This is a genomic window from Streptomyces sp. BBFR102 (assembly GCF_051397025.1).
GTDB lineage: Bacteria > Actinomycetota > Actinomycetes > Streptomycetales > Streptomycetaceae > Streptomyces.
Genome location: NZ_CP195757.1, coordinates 6,030,808 through 6,047,924, shown reverse-complemented (window position 1 = coordinate 6,047,924; position 17,117 = coordinate 6,030,808). Strand labels below are relative to the sequence as shown.

Below are 17,117 nucleotides of genomic sequence, written 5' to 3'. Positions count from 1 at the left end.
CCCGCCGCCGGCCCGACCGGGCGCGGCAACAGCCGACGCAGGACGAGAAACGAGGAGCGGACATGACGACCAGCCCCGGCCCGACGGTGGTCGACTTCCCACGGCGCACGCCCCGGGAACCGCTGCCGCTGTCCCAGTACGCCGAACACCGGAAGCAGAACGGCCTGGTCCAGACGCACCTGCCGAACGGCCGGCCGATCTGGCTGGTGACCCGGCACGAGGACGTGCGCGCGGTCCTCACCCAACCCCGGATCAGCGCGAATCCTGACAACGAGGGCTTCCCCAACGTCGGCGAGACGATGGGGGTGCCCAAGCAGGAGCAGATCCCGGGCTGGTTCGTCGGTCTGGACTCCCCCGAGCACGACCGTTTCCGCAAGGTGCTCATCCCCGAGTTCACCGTGCGCCGCGTCCGTGAGCTGCGGCCGGCGATCGAGCGGACCGTGGACGAGCGGATCGACGCGATGCTGGCCGGGGGGAACACCGCGGACCTGGTGAACGACTTCGCGCTGCCCGTGCCGTCCCTGGTCATCTCCTCGCTGCTGGGCGTGCCGTCGGCGGACCGGGACTTCTTCGAGTCCCGCACCCGCACGCTGGTCGCCATCCGCACCTCGACCGACGAGGAGCGCGCCGAGGCCACCAGGCAGCTCCTGCGCTACATCAACCGGCTCATCGTCGTCAAGAAGAAGTGGCGCGGCGAGGACCTCATCAGCCGCCTGCTGTCGACGGGCCAGCTCTCGGACGAGGAGCTGTCGGGGGTCCTGCTGCTCCTGCTGATCGCGGGCCACGAGACCACGGCGAACAACATCGGGCTCGGCGTCGTCACGCTGCTCTCGCACCGGGAGTGGATCGGCAACGACCGGCTCGTGGAGGAGCTGCTGCGCCTGCACTCGGTGGCCGACATGGTGGCGCTGCGGGTGGCCGTGGACGACGTGGAGATCGCCGGCCAGACCATCCGCAAGGGCGAGGGCATCGTGCCGCTGCTCGCCTCCGCCAACCACGACACCGAGGCGTTCGGCTGTCCGCACGCCTTCAACCCGGAGCGCACGGAGCGCCGTCACGTGGCGTTCGGCTACGGCGTCCACCAGTGCCTGGGCCAGAACCTGGTCCGGGTCGAGATGGAGATCGCCTACCGCAAGCTCTTCGAGCGCATCCCGACGCTGCGGCTGGCCGTGCCCGAGGACCAGCTCGCCTACAAGTACGACGGGATCCTGTTCGGGCTGCACGAGCTGCCGGTGCGCTGGTAGCCGGGCGTCGCCGACGGACCCCCATCCACCGAGGAGCCAACGATCATGCGTGTCACCATCGACAGCGAGCAGTGCGTAGGAGCGGGCCAGTGCGTCCTGAACGCGCCGGAGGTCTTCGACCAGGACGACGACGGCGTCGTGGTCCTGCTCCGCTCGGAGCCCGACGAGCGGGACCACGAGGCGGTCCGCACGGCGGGCGATCTGTGCCCGTCGGCCTCGGTCGTCCTCCAGGAGGACTGAACCAGCCGGGCGCGAGGGCCCGCACCGGTGCCCCGTCCGGCCCGGCCGTCGCACCCGCGGACCCGCCGCCGGCGGAACACCGACCGGCGACAGAACCATCGAAGGGACTCCCCCGTGACCACCGCTGACGACACCGCGGCCCGCTGGCTGCGGCGGTACCACCCGGCCGGCGCCGACGCGGTACGGCTGGTGTGCTTCCCGCACGCCGGCGGCTCCGCCAGCTTCTACCACCCGGTCTCGGCGCGCTTCGCGCCGGGCGCCGAGGTCGTCTCGCTCCAGTACCCGGGTCGGCAGGACCGCCGCAAGGAGCCCTGTGTCCCGGACCTCGGCACGCTGGCCGACCTGATCACCGAGCAACTGCTCCCGCTGGACGAGCGGCCCACCGTCTTCTTCGGGCACAGCATGGGGGCCGCGCTCGCCTTCGAGACGGCGTGGCGGCTGGAGCAGAAGGGCGCCGGGCCGCGCACCGTCATCGCCTCCGGCCGACGCGCCCCCTCGACCACCCGCGCCGAACGGGTCCACACGAGGGACGACGACGGGATCGTCGCGGAGATGAGGCGGCTGAACGGCACGGCGGCCGGGGTCCTCGGCGACGAGGAGATCCTCCGCATGGCGCTGCCCGCGCTGCGCGGCGACTACCGCGCCATCGAGACCTACACCTGCCCTCCGGACCGCCGGCTGGCCTGCGGGCTGACCGTGCTGACGGGTGAGGACGACCCGCTGACCACCGTCGAGGAGGCCGAGCGGTGGCGCGACCACACCACCGGCCCGTTCCGGCTGCGGGTCTTCGCGGGCGGGCACTTCTTCCTCACCCAGCACCTCGACGCGGTCAACGCGGAGATCGCCCAGGCCCTCCACCCCGACCGGGCCGCCCCGACCGCCTGAGCGTCCGGCCCGGCCGTCGGCGGAACCGCCGGCCGGGCAGGCGCTGGAGCCGTGACCGACGCACCGCCGACGGCGCACACGCGTACGCGGCGGATGTGGTCCGCACCACCGGAGAGCCCGCACAGGCCCGGACGGCGATCCCGTCCGACCGCCTCCCCCGTCACTTTCCGCTCACGCGCCTGAGGGACAAGGACAGATGCGCACCCTTCTCGTCGACAACTACGACTCGTTCACCTACAACCTCTTCCACTACCTGTCCCGGGCCAACGGCCGGGAACCCGAGGTCATCCGCAACGACGACCCGGCCTGGCGACCGGGTCTGCTCGACGCGTTCGACAACGTGGTGCTCTCCCCCGGGCCGGGCACCCCGCACCGCCCGGCCGACTTCGGCCTCTGCGCCCGGATCGCCGAGGAGGGCCGGCTGCCGGTGCTCGGCGTCTGCCTGGGCCACCAGGGCATGGCGCTCGCCCACGGCGCCCGGGTGGGGCGGGCCCCCGAGCCCCGTCACGGCCGTACCTCGGCGGTACGGCACGACGGCACCGGGCTCTTCGAGGGGCTGCCGCAGCCGCTGGAGGTGGTGCGGTACCACTCCCTCGCAGTGACGGAACTGCCGCCGGAGCTGGAGGCCACCGCCTGGTCGGCGGACGGGGTGCTGATGGCGCTGCGCCACCGCACGCTGCCGCTGTGGGGGGTGCAGTTCCACCCCGAGTCGATCGGCACCCAGGACGGCCACCGGCTGCTGGCCAACTTCCGCGACCTCACCGAGCGGCACGGGCGAACACGCCACGGCGGCCGGACCGGAGGCGGCACGCTCCCGCCCTGCGCGCCCGCCCGGGAGACGACGGCCACCACCGGGACGCCACGGCGGCTCCGGGTGATCGCCGAGTCGCTGCCCACCCGCTGGGACGCCGAGGTCGCCTTCGACTCGCTGTTCCGCACCGGTGACCACCCCTTCTGGCTCGACAGCAGCCGCCCCGGGGGCGAGCTGGGACAGCTCTCCGTGATGGGCGACGCCTCGGGCCCTCTCGCCCGGACCGCCAAGGCCGACGTGCACGCCGGGACGGTCACGGTGACCGCCAACGGCGTGAGCAGCACGGTCGAGAGCACCTTCCTGACCTGGCTGGAGAACGACCTGGCGGGGCTGCGCACGGAGGTGCCCGGACTTCCCTTCGCGTTCGCGCTCGGCTGGGTCGGCTGTCTGGGCTACGAGTTGAAGGCCGAGTGCGACGGCGACGCCGCGCACCGCTCGCCCGATCCTGACGCCGTGCTGGTCTTCGCCGACCGGGCCCTGGTGCTGGACCACCGCACCCGCACCACGTACCTGTTGGCACTGGCGGAGGACGATGCCGAGGCCGGGGCGCGCGCCTGGCTCGCGGCGGCCTCCGCCACCCTGGACGCCGTCGCCGGGCGGGAGCCCGAACCGTGCCCCGAGGCGCCCGTCTGCACCACGGGGCCGGTGGAGCTGCGCCACGACCGGGACGGCTACCTGAAGCTGATCGACGTCTGCCAGCAGGAGATAGCCGCCGGGGAGACCTACGAGGTCTGCCTGACCAACATGGCCGGGGCGGACACCGACCTCACCCCGTGGGCGGCCTACCGCGCGCTGCGCCGGGTGAGCCCCGCCCCGTTCGCCGCGTTCCTGGACTTCGGTCCCATGGCCGTGCTCAGCAGCTCCCCGGAGCGGTTCCTGCGCATCGACCGGCACGGGCGGATGGAGTCCAAGCCGATCAAGGGCACGCGGCCGCGCGGTGCCACCCCGCAGGAGGACGCCGCGCTCGTACGCGCCCTGGCCACCTGCGAGAAGGACCGCGCCGAGAACCTGATGATCGTCGACCTGGTCCGCCACGACCTGGGGCGGTGCGCCGAGGTCGGCTCGGTCGTCGCCGACCCGGTGTTCCAGGTCGAGACCTACGCGACCGTCCACCAGCTGGTCAGTACCGTCACGGCGCAACTGCGCGGGGACAGCAGCCCGGTGGCGGCGGTCCGGGCGGCCTTCCCGGGCGGGTCGATGACCGGGGCGCCGAAGATCCGCACCATGCAGATCATCGACCGGCTGGAAGGCGGGCCGCGCGGTGTCTACTCGGGCGCCATCGGCTACTTCTCCCTCACCGGCGCGGTGGACCTGTCCATCGTGATCCGCACGGTGGTGCTCGGCGGCGGCAGGCTGCGCTACGGCGTCGGCGGCGCCGTCATCGCGCTCTCCGACCCGGCCGACGAGTTCGAGGAGACGGCGGTCAAGGCTGCCCCGCTGCTGCGTCTCCTCGACACCGCGTTCCCGGGCCGTGAGGCTCCCGGCAAGGATCTCGGCGGGGAACCGGACGACGGCACGGACGCGGGTGCTTCCAAGGACCTCGTCCTGCCCCGGTGACCTCACGGGGTTTCCCGGCGGCCCGGCGGGCCGCCGGGGCCCCGCGCGGCCGGCACCGGCCGCATCTCTAGGGAAAACACGGGCCGCGTGGCAAGAGTCTGGAACCGTTTTCCCCCCCCGACGGCGACGCTCGACATCCGGGAGTGATGGTGCCCGTCCACGCACACGACTACGTGACCGATCCGCCCGGCACCACCGGCAGGGCCCTGGACGGGCTGACGCTGCCACGGGTGTTCGCCGACGCCGTGCACCGGGGCGGCGACGCCGTGGCCCTGGTGGACGGAGCGTACGCCCTGACCTGGAGTGCCTGGCGGACGGCGGTGGACGCGCTGGCGCGCGGCCTCCAGGAGTCCGGCGTCGCCTCCGGTGACGTGGTGGCCCTGCACCTGCCCAACAGCTGGGAGTACCTGACGCTCCATCTGGCCGCCGCCTCGGTCGGGGCGGTCACGATGCCGGTGCACCAGGGCAACGCCCCCTCGGACGTCCGGGCCCTGCTGGAGCGGGTCCGGCCCGCCGCCGTCGTCCTGCCGGCGCGGACGCTGGAGGGTGGGGGGCCGCTCACCGGCCCGGCGCTGCGCGAGGCCCTGCCCGAGCTGCGCGCCGTGCTCGTCACGGGCGACCTGGCGGGCGAGGGCACCGAGACGGTGACCGAGATGCTGGAGCGGTGGTCCGGAGCGGACCCGCTGCCCGTCGAGGTGCGCCCGGACTCGCCGTTCCTGCTGCTGCCGTCCTCGGGCACCACCTCGGCGCGGCCCAAGATCTGCCTCCACTCGCACGAGGGGCTGCTCACCAACTCCCGGGCCGCCACCGAGGACACCGCGGACGCCTACGCGGGCACCCTGCTCACCGCGTGCCCCCTGACCCACTGCTTCGGCCTCCAGTCGGCGTACTCGGCGCTCTTCCGCGCCGGCCGCCAGGTGCTGCTGTCCGGGTGGGACGCCGGCCGGTTTCTGGAACTGGCCCGCCGGGAGCGGCCGAGCGTGGTGGTCGCGGTCCCCGCCCAGCTGCACGACATGGTCGCCCGGGTGCGCGAGGACGCGGACGGGCCCGGCTTCCGGCCCGACCGGATCCTCACCGCCGGGGCCGCCCTGCCCCCTGCGCTCGTCCGCGACGTGCGGGAGACCCTGGACACCACACTGGTGGTGGTGTGGGGCATGTCGGAAGTCGGCAACGGCACCAGCAGCCTCTCCGCCGACGCGCCGGAGGTGGTCTCCCGCAGTGTCGGCCGGCCCACTCGCGACGCCGAGATGCGCGTCCTGGACGAGGACGGCGCCCCGTGCCCGCCCGGGCAGCCCGGCGAGCTGTACTACCGCAGTCCCAGCATGTTCCGTGGCTACTTCGGCGAGCCGGAGCTGACCCGGTCGGTGGTGTCGGAGGACGGCTGGCTGCGCACCGGCGACCTCGCCTCGATCGGCGAGGACGGCCCGGTCACCTTCCACGGCCGGTCGGCCGAACTGATCAACGTCGGCGGCCGCAAGTTCAACGCGGTGGAGATCCAGGCGCTCCTCGCGGACCTGCCGGACATCGGCCCGCTCGCCGTGGTCGCCGCGCCCGACCCGCGTCTGGGCGAGTATCCGGTACTGGTGGTCACCGAACGACCGGCCGCCGCACCGGCGGACGGTACGGCACCGCGCCCGCGCGCCACGGTCGGGCTCGACGAGGTGACGGCTCATCTCCGGGGCCTGGGCACCGCCGAGTACAAGATCCCGCTGGAGCTGGTGGCACTTCCCGAGCTGCCCCGCACTCCTGCGGGGAAGATCAACCGGCGGGCGCTGGAGCAGTACCTCGCCGAGGCCGCCGAGCGGACCGCCGTCTCGCCCGCCGGGGCGCCGCGCCCCGGTCTCCGGACAGCCCTGGAGCTGGTGGTCACCGCGGTTGCCGAGGTGCTGGCCGACGTGCCGGTCGAGGACGGCGCGCTGCCTGCCGCTGCCGGTCCGATCGGGCCGGACACCACCTTCCGCGCCCACGGCCTGGACTCGGTCGCCTCCGTACGGCTGCGCAACGCGCTCGCCGAGGCCACCGGGCTGCCGCTGCCCGCCGGCCTCGCCTTCGACTTCCCCACCCCGGCCGCCCTCGCCCGGGAACTGGCCGGGCTCTCCTCCCCGGCCGGGGAGGAGAGTTCCGCTACGGCCGCCCCCGAGGACGAGCCCGTCGCGATCGTCTCCATGGCCTGCCGCCTGCCCGGCGGCGCCACCTCCCCCGAGGCGCTGTGGAAGCTGCTGCGCGACGGCGTCGACGCGGTGTCCGGCTTCCCCGAGGACCGTGGCTGGGACCTGGACGCCCTCTTCGGTGACGATCCCGACGCTCCGGGCACCTCGGTGGCGCGCGAGGGCGGGTTCCTGCGCGACGCGGCCCACTTCGACGCCGGCTTCTTCGGGATGTCCGCGCGGGAGGCCCTAGCCACCGACCCGCAGCAGCGGCTGCTGCTGGAGACGGCGTGGGAGGCCGTGGAGCGCGCCGGCATCGCCCCGCGGACCCTGCGGGGAAGCCGCACCGGTGTGTTCACCGGTGCGATGTACCACGACTACGCGGCCGGCGCGTCCGACCCGGCCGGGGAGCTGGAGGGCCTGCTGCCGGTGGGCACCGCGGGCGGCGCGCTCTCCGGGCGGATCGCCTACACCCTCGGGCTCAGCGGTCCGGCGCTCACCGTGGACACCGCCTGCTCGTCCTCGCTGGTCGCCCTGCACCTGGCCTGCCGCTCGCTGCGCTCCGGCGAGTCGGACCTGGCGCTGGCCGGCGGCGTCGCCGTGATGGCCACCCCGGCCGCGTTCGTGGGCTTCTCCCGGCTGCGGGGCCTCTCCCCCGACGGCCGCTGCAAGTCCTTCGGCGAAGGAGCCGACGGAGCCGCCTGGTCGGAGGGGGCCGGCCTGCTGATGCTGGAGCGGCTCTCCGACGCCCGCCGCAACGGCCACCCGGTCCTCGCGGTGATCCGCGGCTCCGCCGTCAACCAGGACGGCGCCTCCAACGGTCTCACCGCCCCCAACGGCCCGGCCCAACGCCGGGTCGTCCGGCAGGCACTTGCCGACGCCGGTGTCCGCGCCGCCGAGGTGGACGTGGTCGAGGCGCACGGGACCGGTACCGCCCTCGGCGACCCCATCGAGGCCGAGGCGCTGCTCGACACCTACGGGCGGGACCGGCCGGAGGACCGTCCGCTGTGGCTGGGTTCGGTGAAGTCCAACCTGGGACACACGCAGGCCGCCGCCGGCGCCGCCGCCGTGATCAAGATGGTGCTGGCCCTCCGGCACGACCTGCTCCCGGCCACCCTGCACGCCGGCAACCCCACCTCCCGGGTGGACTGGTCCCCCGGCACCGTGAAGCTGCTGACGCGGGCCCGCGACTGGCCCCGCGAGGAGGGCAGGCCGCGCCGCGCGGGCGTCTCGTCCTTCGGCATCAGCGGCACCAACGCCCACCTCGTCCTGGAGGAGGCGCCCGTACCCGCCGCCGGCACGGAGCGGAGCGCGGACGCGCGGGCCGCGGCCCCCCGGGCCGCCGTGCCGTGGCTGGTGTCGGCGAAGGACGCGGACGCGCTGCGTGGCCAGGCCCGGCGCCTGGCCGCACACGCCGCCGCGCACCCGGAGGTGTCCGCACGCGACCTCGCGTACTCCCTGCTCACCACCCGGGCGCTGCACCCCCGCACCGCCGTGCTGACCGGCGACCGGGACGCGCTGGTCGCGTCCGCCGACGCCTTCGCCCGTGGCGAGGCACCCGGGAGCGTCGTCCGCGGCCCGCTCGGTCCCGCCCCGGCGACCGCCTTCGTCCTCACCGGACAGGGCAGCCAGCGGCTCGGCATGGGGCGCGGGCTCGCCGCCGCGTTCCCGGTCTTCGACGCGGCTCTGCGCGAGGTGTGCGCACTCCTCGACCCGCTGCTGGAACGGCCGCTGACCGAGGTCATGTGGGCCGCGCCGGGCAGCGACGAGGCGGGGCTCCTCGGCGGCACGGGGTACGCCCAGCCCGCGCTCTTCGCGTTCGAGGTCGCCCTGCACCGGCTTCTGGAGTCGTGGGGGATCGTCCCCGACCGGCTGGTGGGTCACTCCGTCGGCGAGATCGCCGCCGCCCACGTGGCCGGGGTGCTCTCCCTGGCGGACGCCTGCGCCCTGGTCGCCGCGCGGGGGCGGCTGATGCAGGCACTGCCGCCGGGCGGCGCCATGGCGGCGGTGCGCTGCTCCGAGGCGGAGATCCTGCCGCTCCTGGCGGGACGCACCGCCGGGATCACCGTCGCCGCCGTCAACGGCCCGCGTTCCGTGGTGCTGTCGGGCACCGAGGGAGCCGTGGCCGAGGTCGTCACGGAGGTCTCCGCCGCCGGGCACAAGACGCGTCGCCTCATGGTCAGCCACGCCTTCCACTCGCCGCTGATGGAGCCGATGCTCGCGGAGTTCCGGGCGACGGTCGCCGGGCTGTCGTTCACCGCGCCCGCGGTGCCGCTGGTCTCCGGCGTCACCGGACGGCCGCTCACCGCCGAGGAGGCCCGCGACCCGGACCACTGGGTACGTCATGCCAGGGACACCGTCCGGTTCGCCGACGCGATCAGCCATCTGGCGGAGGAACGCACCGAGATATACGTCGAGTTGGGCCCGGAGGCCGCACTCACCCCGATGGTCGAGGAGTGCCTGGGCGAACCGGAGGCAGGCGACGGCCCCGCCGTGGAGCCGGTGGTGCGGGGAGACACGGACGAGGAGCAGGCGGCACTGGCCGCCGCCGTACGACTGCACGCGCTCGGCCTGGACGTGGAGTGGCGGGCGGTGCTGCCGGAGGCCCGCGCGGTGCCGCTGCCGACCTACGCCTTCCAGCACGAGGCGTACTGGCTGGCCTCGTCCGGTTCCGTGGTCGCGGAGCTGTCCCTGCCGGGCGGCCGGGCGGCCGGCACCGGTCCGGGCCTGGCCGAACGGCTGGCGGGACTGTCCGACAGCGAGGTGGAGGCGCTGGTCACCGAGGTGGTGCGGACCGAGCTGGCGGCGGTGACCGGCGGTGAGATCTCCCGCGCCGGGACCGGCACGGCCTTCACCGAGCTGGGCGTCACGTCCGTCACGGCGGTGGAGCTGCGCAACCGGCTGACCGCCGTCACCGGCGTGCGGCTTCCCCCGACCCTGATCTTCGACCACCCCACCCCCACGGCCGTGGTCCGACTCATCGGCGAGACGCTGCGGGGGAGTGCGGTCCCGGGCCGCCGGGACGCCGTGTCCCTGGTGGACGAGTTGGAGGCGCTGCTCGTCTCGGGCGCCGAGGTCGACTCGGACACGGCGGCGCGGCTGCGGTCCCTCGCCGGCCGGTGGGCTCCGTCGGCCACCGGAACGGCGGCCGACGCGAGCGGTCCGCTGGATCTGGACGACGCCTCGGACGAGGAGCTGTTCCGCCTCATGGACGGCGGCGCCCCGTGACTCTCCCCGCCCGACGGCTCGTCGGCGGCGTTCGCCCCGGGCGAGCCGTCGGGGACCTCTGACCGACCACGTTCCGGGCGGGTCCCGTTGCTCCGGCGCCCCAACCGGAACGCGGCCCCACCAGGCGGTCCGCCGGTCGCCCACCCTTCACAGACCCACGAGCGGAAGTACCCCTCACGAACTGTCCTGTCTCAGGTAAGTCCGGGGAGCGATGCGCTGTGAGCTGGCGTGCCCGGACTTGTCTGAGACGGGCGTTCTGGCTTCGTCTCAGCTAGGACCGAGCAACCGTATCTCGGGCATATGTCACGTCAGGCAGTGCGTTATCCCGGAGCATCAGCGCTGACGGCGAAGCAGCGCGGTCCCTTCCAGGGAGCCGACCCCTCAAACCAGTCGGGACGCTATCTAGCTGCGCGACGCCGAGCGATGTGCGCTTCAAGAAGACGAACCGCCATCTCGTGCCGCGTCTGAAGGCCAGATGCATCGGCGTAAGGCCATCCCGGGAGGGCCGTTCGGGGGCAGCTCCGTAGGCGAGCAGGATCGCAGTCGCGGCGGCTCCCAGAGGGTTTCCTGCCTGCACCGATCCATCGAGTTCACCGTCGATCGCACGCTGGCGCCGAAGACCGGGGACGGCTGGGCGGTGCCCACCCTTCTTGTCCTTGGCTTCGGCGGCCCGGAGCCCGTCGTAGGTCAGCTCTCGTTGGAAGTCGCGTTGGACTTCCTCGGCCGCTATGCCTTCACCCGCACGCCGGCGGCCGGGCTGCGCCCGCTGCGTGACCCGAGCACCGACGAGAAAGCGGCCGACGACGAGAACAGCTGACCGCTTCCCGGCGGTCAGGTCGTTCTGGTTGCTACTCGGCCTGCAGGACGAAGAACAGGAAGCACAGGAAGCGCGGCTCGGCCGCGATGGCCTCGGGGAATTTCTCGCGGGCGGCGGGATCAGGGTCCGGCTCGCTGATGACCGTTATCCGGAAACCGGCCCCGATGAAAGCCTCGATCATCGCGTGCAGCGGCCTGTTCCATCTGCTCACCAGGGCGGTCTGGCCGCCCACGGTCCACTCTACGGTCCATTTGGTGGTGTCGAAGTAGTTGCACTCGGCCTCGCGACCGGCCTCGCGGTGTATGAGGTTGATGGCAAAGGGATGGTCGACAGACGCGATCAGCCGACCGCCGGGCCTGAGTATGCGTCGCAGCTCGGCCAGCGCCGGCCCCCAGTCCTCCAGGTAGTGCAGCACCAGGGACGCCGCTACATCGTCGAACGTGTCATCAGCGTAAGGAAGCGGGCTGCCCAGGTCCGCCACCTGCAGGTCCGCACCGTCGCCGAGCCGCTGCCGAGCCAGCTCCAGCATCCCGGCACTCGTGTCGAAGCCACTCACAATGGCGCCACGGTCGCGCAGCGCGGCAAACAGGGCCCCCGAGCCGCAGCCGGCGTCGAGGATCCGCCGGCCGGCCACGTCTCCAGCGAGGGCCAGCATCGCGGGCCGCTCGTAGTAGGCATTGACCAGGTTGGTTTCGTTTGCGGCCGTGTACGCCTCGGCGAAGCTGTTGTAGTCGTTGGTCTTCGACGGATCCACACTCACTGCGGACGGCGAGACCAGTTTGGTGGAAATCTCGTGCTCTTGGCGCTCGCTTGAGATCATGGTGCGGGAGACGTGCGCTGCAGCAGTTCGGTTCCTGGCTGCGGCCAACTGCTGCACTGCGTCGGCGCACGGGTCGATCTCGTCTACCCCGGAGTCCTCTCCCTCTCGGGCCACGCCGGTGCGGAGGGCCCTCCCGGAATACAGCAAGCGCCCCCGGCCCCGGGCCGGGTTTGTTTCATAGGCGACCAGCCATGATCCATTGGGAATCCGCCACGTCGCATGACATGCGGTGAGAATCTGCAAGCTTGCATGAGACGGGACATCCAGCTGCCAGGCTCTCCGGGACTCCGCCAGGTCGATTGCCAGATCCACTGGGACTCGCCACATCTACCGAGAACGGGCACAAGGCGTCGAACTGTCCTGTCGCAGTTAAGCCCGAGTGGTGTAGGACCTCGGACCTGGGATATCCGGAGAGTCAACCGGTCCTGGGGGCGCCTCAGTCGCGCTGGGTAGCTCTCCGTTGGGCATATGCGGCGAGGGACCTTTCGATCCCGTCGGCGGCGTCCCGCAGGGCATGGACGAACCACATGCCCCCGTCGAACCGGGGGACCAGCTCAACCTGGAGTCGGTTGTTGAACTCGTCGATGAACTCCCCGAAGCCGTGCCCCTGAGCAAGGGCGAGTGAGCGCCAGTGAGGTGAGGCGTAGAGAGCGGTGATGGTGACGGTCTCCGGGTAGTGGGCGATGAGACGGCGGTGGTCACGATTGCTGCCGTGCCGGAGCGGGGGAAGGCCTTGGACGCGTCGCGCTGTGTCCTCGTGACGGAAGCTGCGACCGGCGAGGTCATGCCAGAGCTTGGCTCCGCGCTCGTAGCAGGTAGTGAGGACAACGGGCCCGTACTTGTGGAGAAGGCGGTGGTGACGTCGTTGAGCCTGCAGGACGTCAGGGAGAGCGGTGAGGTCGGCCTGGATCTGGTAATGCCCCGCCGGTTCCCCGATCCAGAGCCTGTGGCGGAGGCAGACCTGGTGGTGGAAGCGCGAGCGCCAGGCGGTGACCTGATGAACGCGGTTGTAGGTTCCGGCGCGACGGGCGACGCAGAGACGGCAGGGGACGCCCGGAAAAAAGTCCGGGCGGGAGGGGTGGAACATCTTCGGCTGTTGACCGAGATAGGGGATCGCCTGCACCAGGCTTTTCCGGGACTGGCCGCTGGCCAGGCTGAGCCGGTCGATGTAGTCCTGCCGGGACTCCAGCCAGCTGCTCTGCGCGAGTGCTCGTCCGGGAACGACTCCGTTCGCCTCGCCCAGGCGGCGGAGGTAGGACTTCTCCGTCTCTTGCGGGAAGGGAGTGACGGGACGAGGAAGACGCCTGGTCAGCCAGTAATCAGTCGGTTCGCTCATCCGGTCCTCTGGCGGGAGGCGTTCTCGCTGTTGTGATCGATCCGGGTCTTCTTCAGCAAGCTCTGGGTGATGCGTTCGCTCTGGTCGAGGATCGCGGTGATGGCCGCGGCGCGGATCAGGTGAGAGAGGCTTCCGATCATGCCGCCGGTGCGCTGGTGCAGGTAGTCGGAGAGATTCACCAGGGTCTGCGACTGGTGGCGGTGGAGGCGCAAGGTGTCCTCCAGGGTGGCGATCAGTGATCGCCATTCCGCGTTGCGGGGGAAGGCGCCGGTGCGAACCAGGGTGCAGCGTCCGCCCATCTGGCGGCCGCGGATGCCGGTGAAAACGCCGGACTGCTCGACGTCGATGCCCGCATAGACGAAGGTCGCGGGCAGGTGCTCGGTGAAGTACTTCAGGTGATCGGACAGGTCCTCGCCGGCGGTGGTTTTGTGGTTCAGGAGGTGGATCTCGTCGACGAGCACGAGGTCCGTGCGAGCCTCGATCATCACCTGGCAGACGACATTGGTGATATCGATCGTGTTGTGACGGGCCGAGACCGAGGGCAGGCCGAGGAAGCGGGCAAACTCAATGGCGAGTTTCCTGGGCGACCCCTTGGGCGGGGCAGTCAGATAGACGACCGGGATTCCGTCGCTGTCGGGATGGCGTTGACGGAAGCGCAGTTCGTGGAGACGGCCGAGCTGCTTGAGCGCGGTGGTCTTGCCCGTGGTCTGCTGACCGGAAACGATCAGGCCGCGCCGGGCTCCGGTTTCACGCTGGTTGAGCAGAGTCAGCAGGCGCCCCTGATGGGCGATCTCCCGGACGGCCGAGGTGCGTACGACTTGAAGTTCGGAGTGGTAGAGGATGCGGGCATCGTCGTAGGACTCCTGATCGGCAGGGCCCAGCGAACGCCACCGGTCTTCGGGCAGCAGATCGAAGCTGGTCTGGTCTGCCTCGACGAACTGCCGCCAGCCAGTGAGCTGCGTGGTGGGATCACGCCGCGTCTCCAGCAGCCCGCCGACGCCACCAGTGTCCGGGTCCGGCGTGTTCACCACCATTTCTCGGCCTCCTTGCGGGCGTCGAAGATTCCGAGCGGGACGACGTCGGCGAGGGCGCCCTCGCCTTCCTCCGGTTCCTCCGCGTCGGGAGGTGGTGGCTCAGCAGGCGCTGCAGGAGCCGGCCGGGGCCAGGAGGGAGCGCTGGTGGTCCGGGTCCGGGCGGCAACCTTGCGGTCCTTGCGGCTGCGGCCAGAGGGCCTGCCCGCCGTGTCCCGGGGGCCGTCGGCGGCTCGGTCCAGGAGCGCGACCGCGGCCTGCGCGATCTCCTCCTCGGTGACCGGATCGGAACCCCGCTCGGCAAGGACTCGACGGGCGTGGTCCCAAGCCAGTTCACCCATCGGCATCGGAGCGGTGCGCAGATGCCGCCAGATCGCGGTGATCCAGCCGCCCTCACGGTGATTGCGTACCCAGATGCGAGAGATGTCGTATGGGTCGTAGTGGACCTCCCACCCCTTCCCGTCCGGGCCGGCGCCGGACGGCTGGCGGCGGAACGGCGTCAACTCCGCGCTGTCGTAGGTGCGGTGACCCAGCCGGATCCCATAAGAGTTGATCGTCCGACGGCAGCGGGGCAGCAACTCGATGTACTCGTCCGGGCTGAGCGCAACCGGGACGTGCCCGGCCGCCGCGACGAGCGCCGCGTACTTCTCGTTCGGACTCAGCGCCTTGCCCGGCATCAGCGGGTCGCGCAGGCCGTCGTGCGGACGGTTCTGCCAGATCACGATCCACTCCTGGAGCAGTTCCTGGAGCTGATGCATCGACCAGACCGCCTGCGCTGCCGGATCGGTGCCGCGATGCTCGGTGCTGCGGCCCTTATGACCGGGCAGGTGTGAGACGAACATCGTGGCAACCGAGCCCAGCGTCGTCTCGATGTGCGGCTTGTCCGTCGGAGTATCGGGGTGCGCGGGCTGGAAGGAAATGCCCAGCGACTGGCAGGCCGAGCGGAACGTGTCGGAGAGGTAAGCCTTGCCCCGGTCACAGACGATCGTCTCCGGCGTGATCACCGGGATCGCCGCCGCTTGGGCCAGCCGCTCGTCCAGCGCCGTGAGCGAGACATGCGGCAGCACCGAGCGAGACATCCGCAGCGCGTCCGGCCAGCCCGGACGCATCGGCTCCGGCGTCATCGCCCTCGCCAGCAGCAGCGCGGCATCCACCGCCTTCGTCGAAGGCCGCAGCACCGCCGCGGCCAACGTGCGGGTCGCGATATCGACGATGCCGGTCAGCTCCACGGTGTCCACCGTGCCGTCGTCGTGCACGACCAGCACATCCAGCGGAGTCGAATCGATCTCCATCAGCTCACCCGGCCGGACAGCGGTCAGCTGGCCGAACATGCCCTCGGGCTGCTTGGCCAGCGAACGGCGAGTGCGGGCCGAACCCAGCGTGTGCCGGCCGGAGGAGACCGCCTTGAGCAACCGGTAGAACGTCGCCCGCGACGGCAACGGCACCGCCCCGGCCCCGTGCTCGTCCTCCAGAAGGCGTTCCATCCGGCGCCGCAGCACCTGTGCGGAGACCGTGGACCTGGCGGTTTGCTCCTCCACGACCTTTCGCAGAGCGGCCACCACCCGCCGGTCGGTGCGGCCCGTGCCGTCCGGGGCCGCACGCAGTCGCGGATCGACCAGACCGAGCACACCCTCCCGTTCGAACCGGGCCCGCATGTCCTGCAGCACGGTCAACGACACTGCCGTCCCCGCCGCCTCCAGTTCAGCGACCTTCGTCAACTCTCGCTGTCGCAGGGAGCGGACGGCCGGGTCGTACTCGCATTTCACCGGTCCGTGCGGGTCATCCGCCGGGTGTCCGGTCAGCATCTCCACCAGGTGCCGCTGCCACCACCCGGCCCGCTCAACCGCCTTGGCGGGAAGTCCTTCCAACACCCCGGCCGCCGGCACCACTGTGCGCACCGAAACCGGCGTGACCACCTCGAAGTCCTCACCGGCCAGCAGATGGGCAAGCATCACGACGCTCGCCGACTGGGCTTCGTCGACCAGCCGGACCGCAGTCCCCTCCAGCGCGGCCACTGTCTGCAGGCGGCCGTCGAAGCGGACCAGGTCACCCGCTCGCAACAGCCGCGGACGCAAAGGCATCCTGGCCCCCTTCCCGCACCATGCCGAGCCGGACTGCCGTGCCCGCAGCCAACAGTCCGGCCCCCAGGTCCGCAATCAGGGCCTGCCGCCAGAGGAGGTGGAACAGCACCGGAAGCACCGCGACCGGATCGCCCACGTGGCGAGCCCCGTGCAGCAGCCCGCCTCCCTCGGCAAAAACTGCCATCAGCCGGGCAGCGACCCCGGCGCGGTGCACTCGCGGATGCCGATACCCCGCCAGCCACCGGACGTTCGCCATCAGCACCGCATCCGGCACCCCCACCCGGGTGAAATCCCAGCCCACCAACGAACACGCCATCGCCGTCGCGGCGAACTTCACCGCATCGGGAGGCTTGATCCGTTCATCGGGGCGGACATCGACCACCAGAGCAGTGCCGTCCGCGCGGCGTACGAAGAAGTCCGGCGTGTGCCGGATCCGTTTTCCCTCCGGTCCCGTCCACGACAGCCGGAACGGCTGCGAGGCCATGCCCGTCACCAACGGATCGAAGTCGAGCAGCATCAGATGGTCCCGCTCCAGCCACGACTCGTAGCCCACATGCCCGCCGCAGGTCGCCGACCAGTACCAGCCGCACCGGTTGGTCTGCCCCCGGAACGTCGGGAACCGGCGCTCGGGCCGTACCGATTCGAACGGCACCGGCCACAGCCGACCCAGCGAGCCCCGCTCACGGACCCCGGCGGCGCTGACGTACTCCAACTCGACGTCTTCCACCGACAACACGCTCGTATCCATCCGGGCCTCCGGTACGACGCCGACCAGTCGCGAAGACCGTACGGAAGGCGGCGATGACGCACCCGGAGAAGACCGAGACACCCCACCAATCGCTCGGAGATGACTGAGACGTCAGCTCAGTTGCCCGGAGACGACCGAGACTGCCCGGACATCACAGAGACAGGACACGAAC

The 17,117-nt window shown here is 71.8% G+C and carries 11 protein-coding genes; 6 read left to right on the top strand and 5 right to left on the bottom strand.

What is annotated here, in order from left to right; genetic code table 11:
* Positions 1-62: 62 nt before the first annotated feature.
* The 6 genes from ACSLIC_RS26245 (at position 63) to ACSLIC_RS26220 (ending at position 10,929) form a co-directional block, all read left to right on the top strand.
* Positions 63-1,244, top strand: coding sequence for a cytochrome P450 (locus ACSLIC_RS26245; protein WP_436740178.1), 1,182 nt, complete (start codon positions 63-65; stop codon positions 1,242-1,244).
* A 45-nt stretch (positions 1,245-1,289) separates the two neighbouring features.
* Entirely contained in the window at positions 1,290-1,484 is a 195-nt protein-coding gene (locus tag ACSLIC_RS26240) for a ferredoxin (RefSeq protein WP_436740177.1), read from the top strand.
* A gap of 114 nt (positions 1,485-1,598) precedes the next feature.
* Positions 1,599-2,369, top strand: a complete 771-nt coding sequence (locus ACSLIC_RS26235; RefSeq protein ID WP_436740176.1) for a thioesterase II family protein — start codon at positions 1,599-1,601, stop codon at positions 2,367-2,369.
* A gap of 196 nt (positions 2,370-2,565) precedes the next feature.
* A complete protein-coding gene (gene pabB / locus ACSLIC_RS26230) occupies positions 2,566-4,737 on the top strand; it encodes an aminodeoxychorismate synthase component I (RefSeq protein WP_436740175.1) in 2,172 nt (723 codons plus the stop codon).
* Positions 4,738-4,883: 146 nt separating this feature from the next.
* Entirely contained in the window at positions 4,884-10,112 is a 5,229-nt protein-coding gene (locus tag ACSLIC_RS26225; RefSeq protein WP_436740174.1) for a beta-ketoacyl synthase N-terminal-like domain-containing protein, read from the top strand.
* A gap of 475 nt (positions 10,113-10,587) precedes the next feature.
* Positions 10,588-10,929 (top strand): hypothetical protein, encoded by a 342-nt coding sequence (locus ACSLIC_RS26220; RefSeq protein WP_436740173.1) that lies wholly within the window; start codon positions 10,588-10,590, stop codon positions 10,927-10,929.
* A gap of 31 nt (positions 10,930-10,960) precedes the next feature.
* On the opposite strand, the gene ACSLIC_RS26215 is transcribed toward ACSLIC_RS26220, so the two are convergent.
* From ACSLIC_RS26215 to ACSLIC_RS26195, 5 genes are all read right to left on the bottom strand, one after another.
* Complete coding sequence (locus ACSLIC_RS26215; RefSeq protein ID WP_436740486.1) at positions 10,961-11,749, bottom strand: class I SAM-dependent methyltransferase; 789 nt, start codon at positions 11,747-11,749, stop codon at positions 10,961-10,963.
* A gap of 436 nt (positions 11,750-12,185) precedes the next feature.
* On the bottom strand, positions 12,186-13,085 hold the full coding sequence (locus ACSLIC_RS26210; protein ID WP_436740172.1) for a hypothetical protein: 900 nt from the start codon (positions 13,083-13,085) through the stop codon (positions 12,186-12,188).
* Positions 13,082-14,119, bottom strand: a complete 1,038-nt coding sequence (locus ACSLIC_RS26205; protein WP_436740171.1) for a TniB family NTP-binding protein — start codon at positions 14,117-14,119, stop codon at positions 13,082-13,084. The genes ACSLIC_RS26210 and ACSLIC_RS26205 overlap by 4 nt, the downstream gene beginning before the upstream one ends.
* Positions 14,110-16,197 (bottom strand): Mu transposase C-terminal domain-containing protein, encoded by a 2,088-nt coding sequence (locus ACSLIC_RS26200; protein ID WP_436740170.1) that lies wholly within the window; start codon positions 16,195-16,197, stop codon positions 14,110-14,112. The genes ACSLIC_RS26205 and ACSLIC_RS26200 overlap by 10 nt, the downstream gene beginning before the upstream one ends.
* A complete protein-coding gene (locus ACSLIC_RS26195; RefSeq protein ID WP_436740169.1) occupies positions 16,163-16,945 on the bottom strand; it encodes a TnsA-like heteromeric transposase endonuclease subunit in 783 nt (260 codons plus the stop codon). The genes ACSLIC_RS26200 and ACSLIC_RS26195 overlap by 35 nt, the downstream gene beginning before the upstream one ends.
* Positions 16,946-17,117: the final 172 nt, after the last annotated feature.

Coding starts and splice junctions, on each gene's coding strand:
- ACSLIC_RS26245 (WP_436740178.1), top strand. CDS start 63: ATGACGACCAGCCCCGGCCCGACGGTGGTCGACTTCCCACGGCGCACG.
- ACSLIC_RS26240 (WP_436740177.1), top strand. CDS start 1,290: ATGCGTGTCACCATCGACAGCGAGCAGTGCGTAGGAGCGGGCCAGTGC.
- pabB (WP_436740175.1), top strand. CDS start 2,566: ATGCGCACCCTTCTCGTCGACAACTACGACTCGTTCACCTACAACCTC.
- ACSLIC_RS26225 (WP_436740174.1), top strand. CDS start 4,884: ATGGTGCCCGTCCACGCACACGACTACGTGACCGATCCGCCCGGCACC.
- ACSLIC_RS26220 (WP_436740173.1), top strand. CDS start 10,588: ATGCATCGGCGTAAGGCCATCCCGGGAGGGCCGTTCGGGGGCAGCTCC.
- ACSLIC_RS26215 (WP_436740486.1), bottom strand. CDS start 11,749: ATGATCTCAAGCGAGCGCCAAGAGCACGAGATTTCCACCAAACTGGTC.
- ACSLIC_RS26210 (WP_436740172.1), bottom strand. CDS start 13,085: ATGAGCGAACCGACTGATTACTGGCTGACCAGGCGTCTTCCTCGTCCC.
- ACSLIC_RS26205 (WP_436740171.1), bottom strand. CDS start 14,119: ATGGTGGTGAACACGCCGGACCCGGACACTGGTGGCGTCGGCGGGCTG.
- ACSLIC_RS26200 (WP_436740170.1), bottom strand. CDS start 16,197: ATGCCTTTGCGTCCGCGGCTGTTGCGAGCGGGTGACCTGGTCCGCTTC.
- ACSLIC_RS26195 (WP_436740169.1), bottom strand. CDS start 16,945: ATGGATACGAGCGTGTTGTCGGTGGAAGACGTCGAGTTGGAGTACGTC.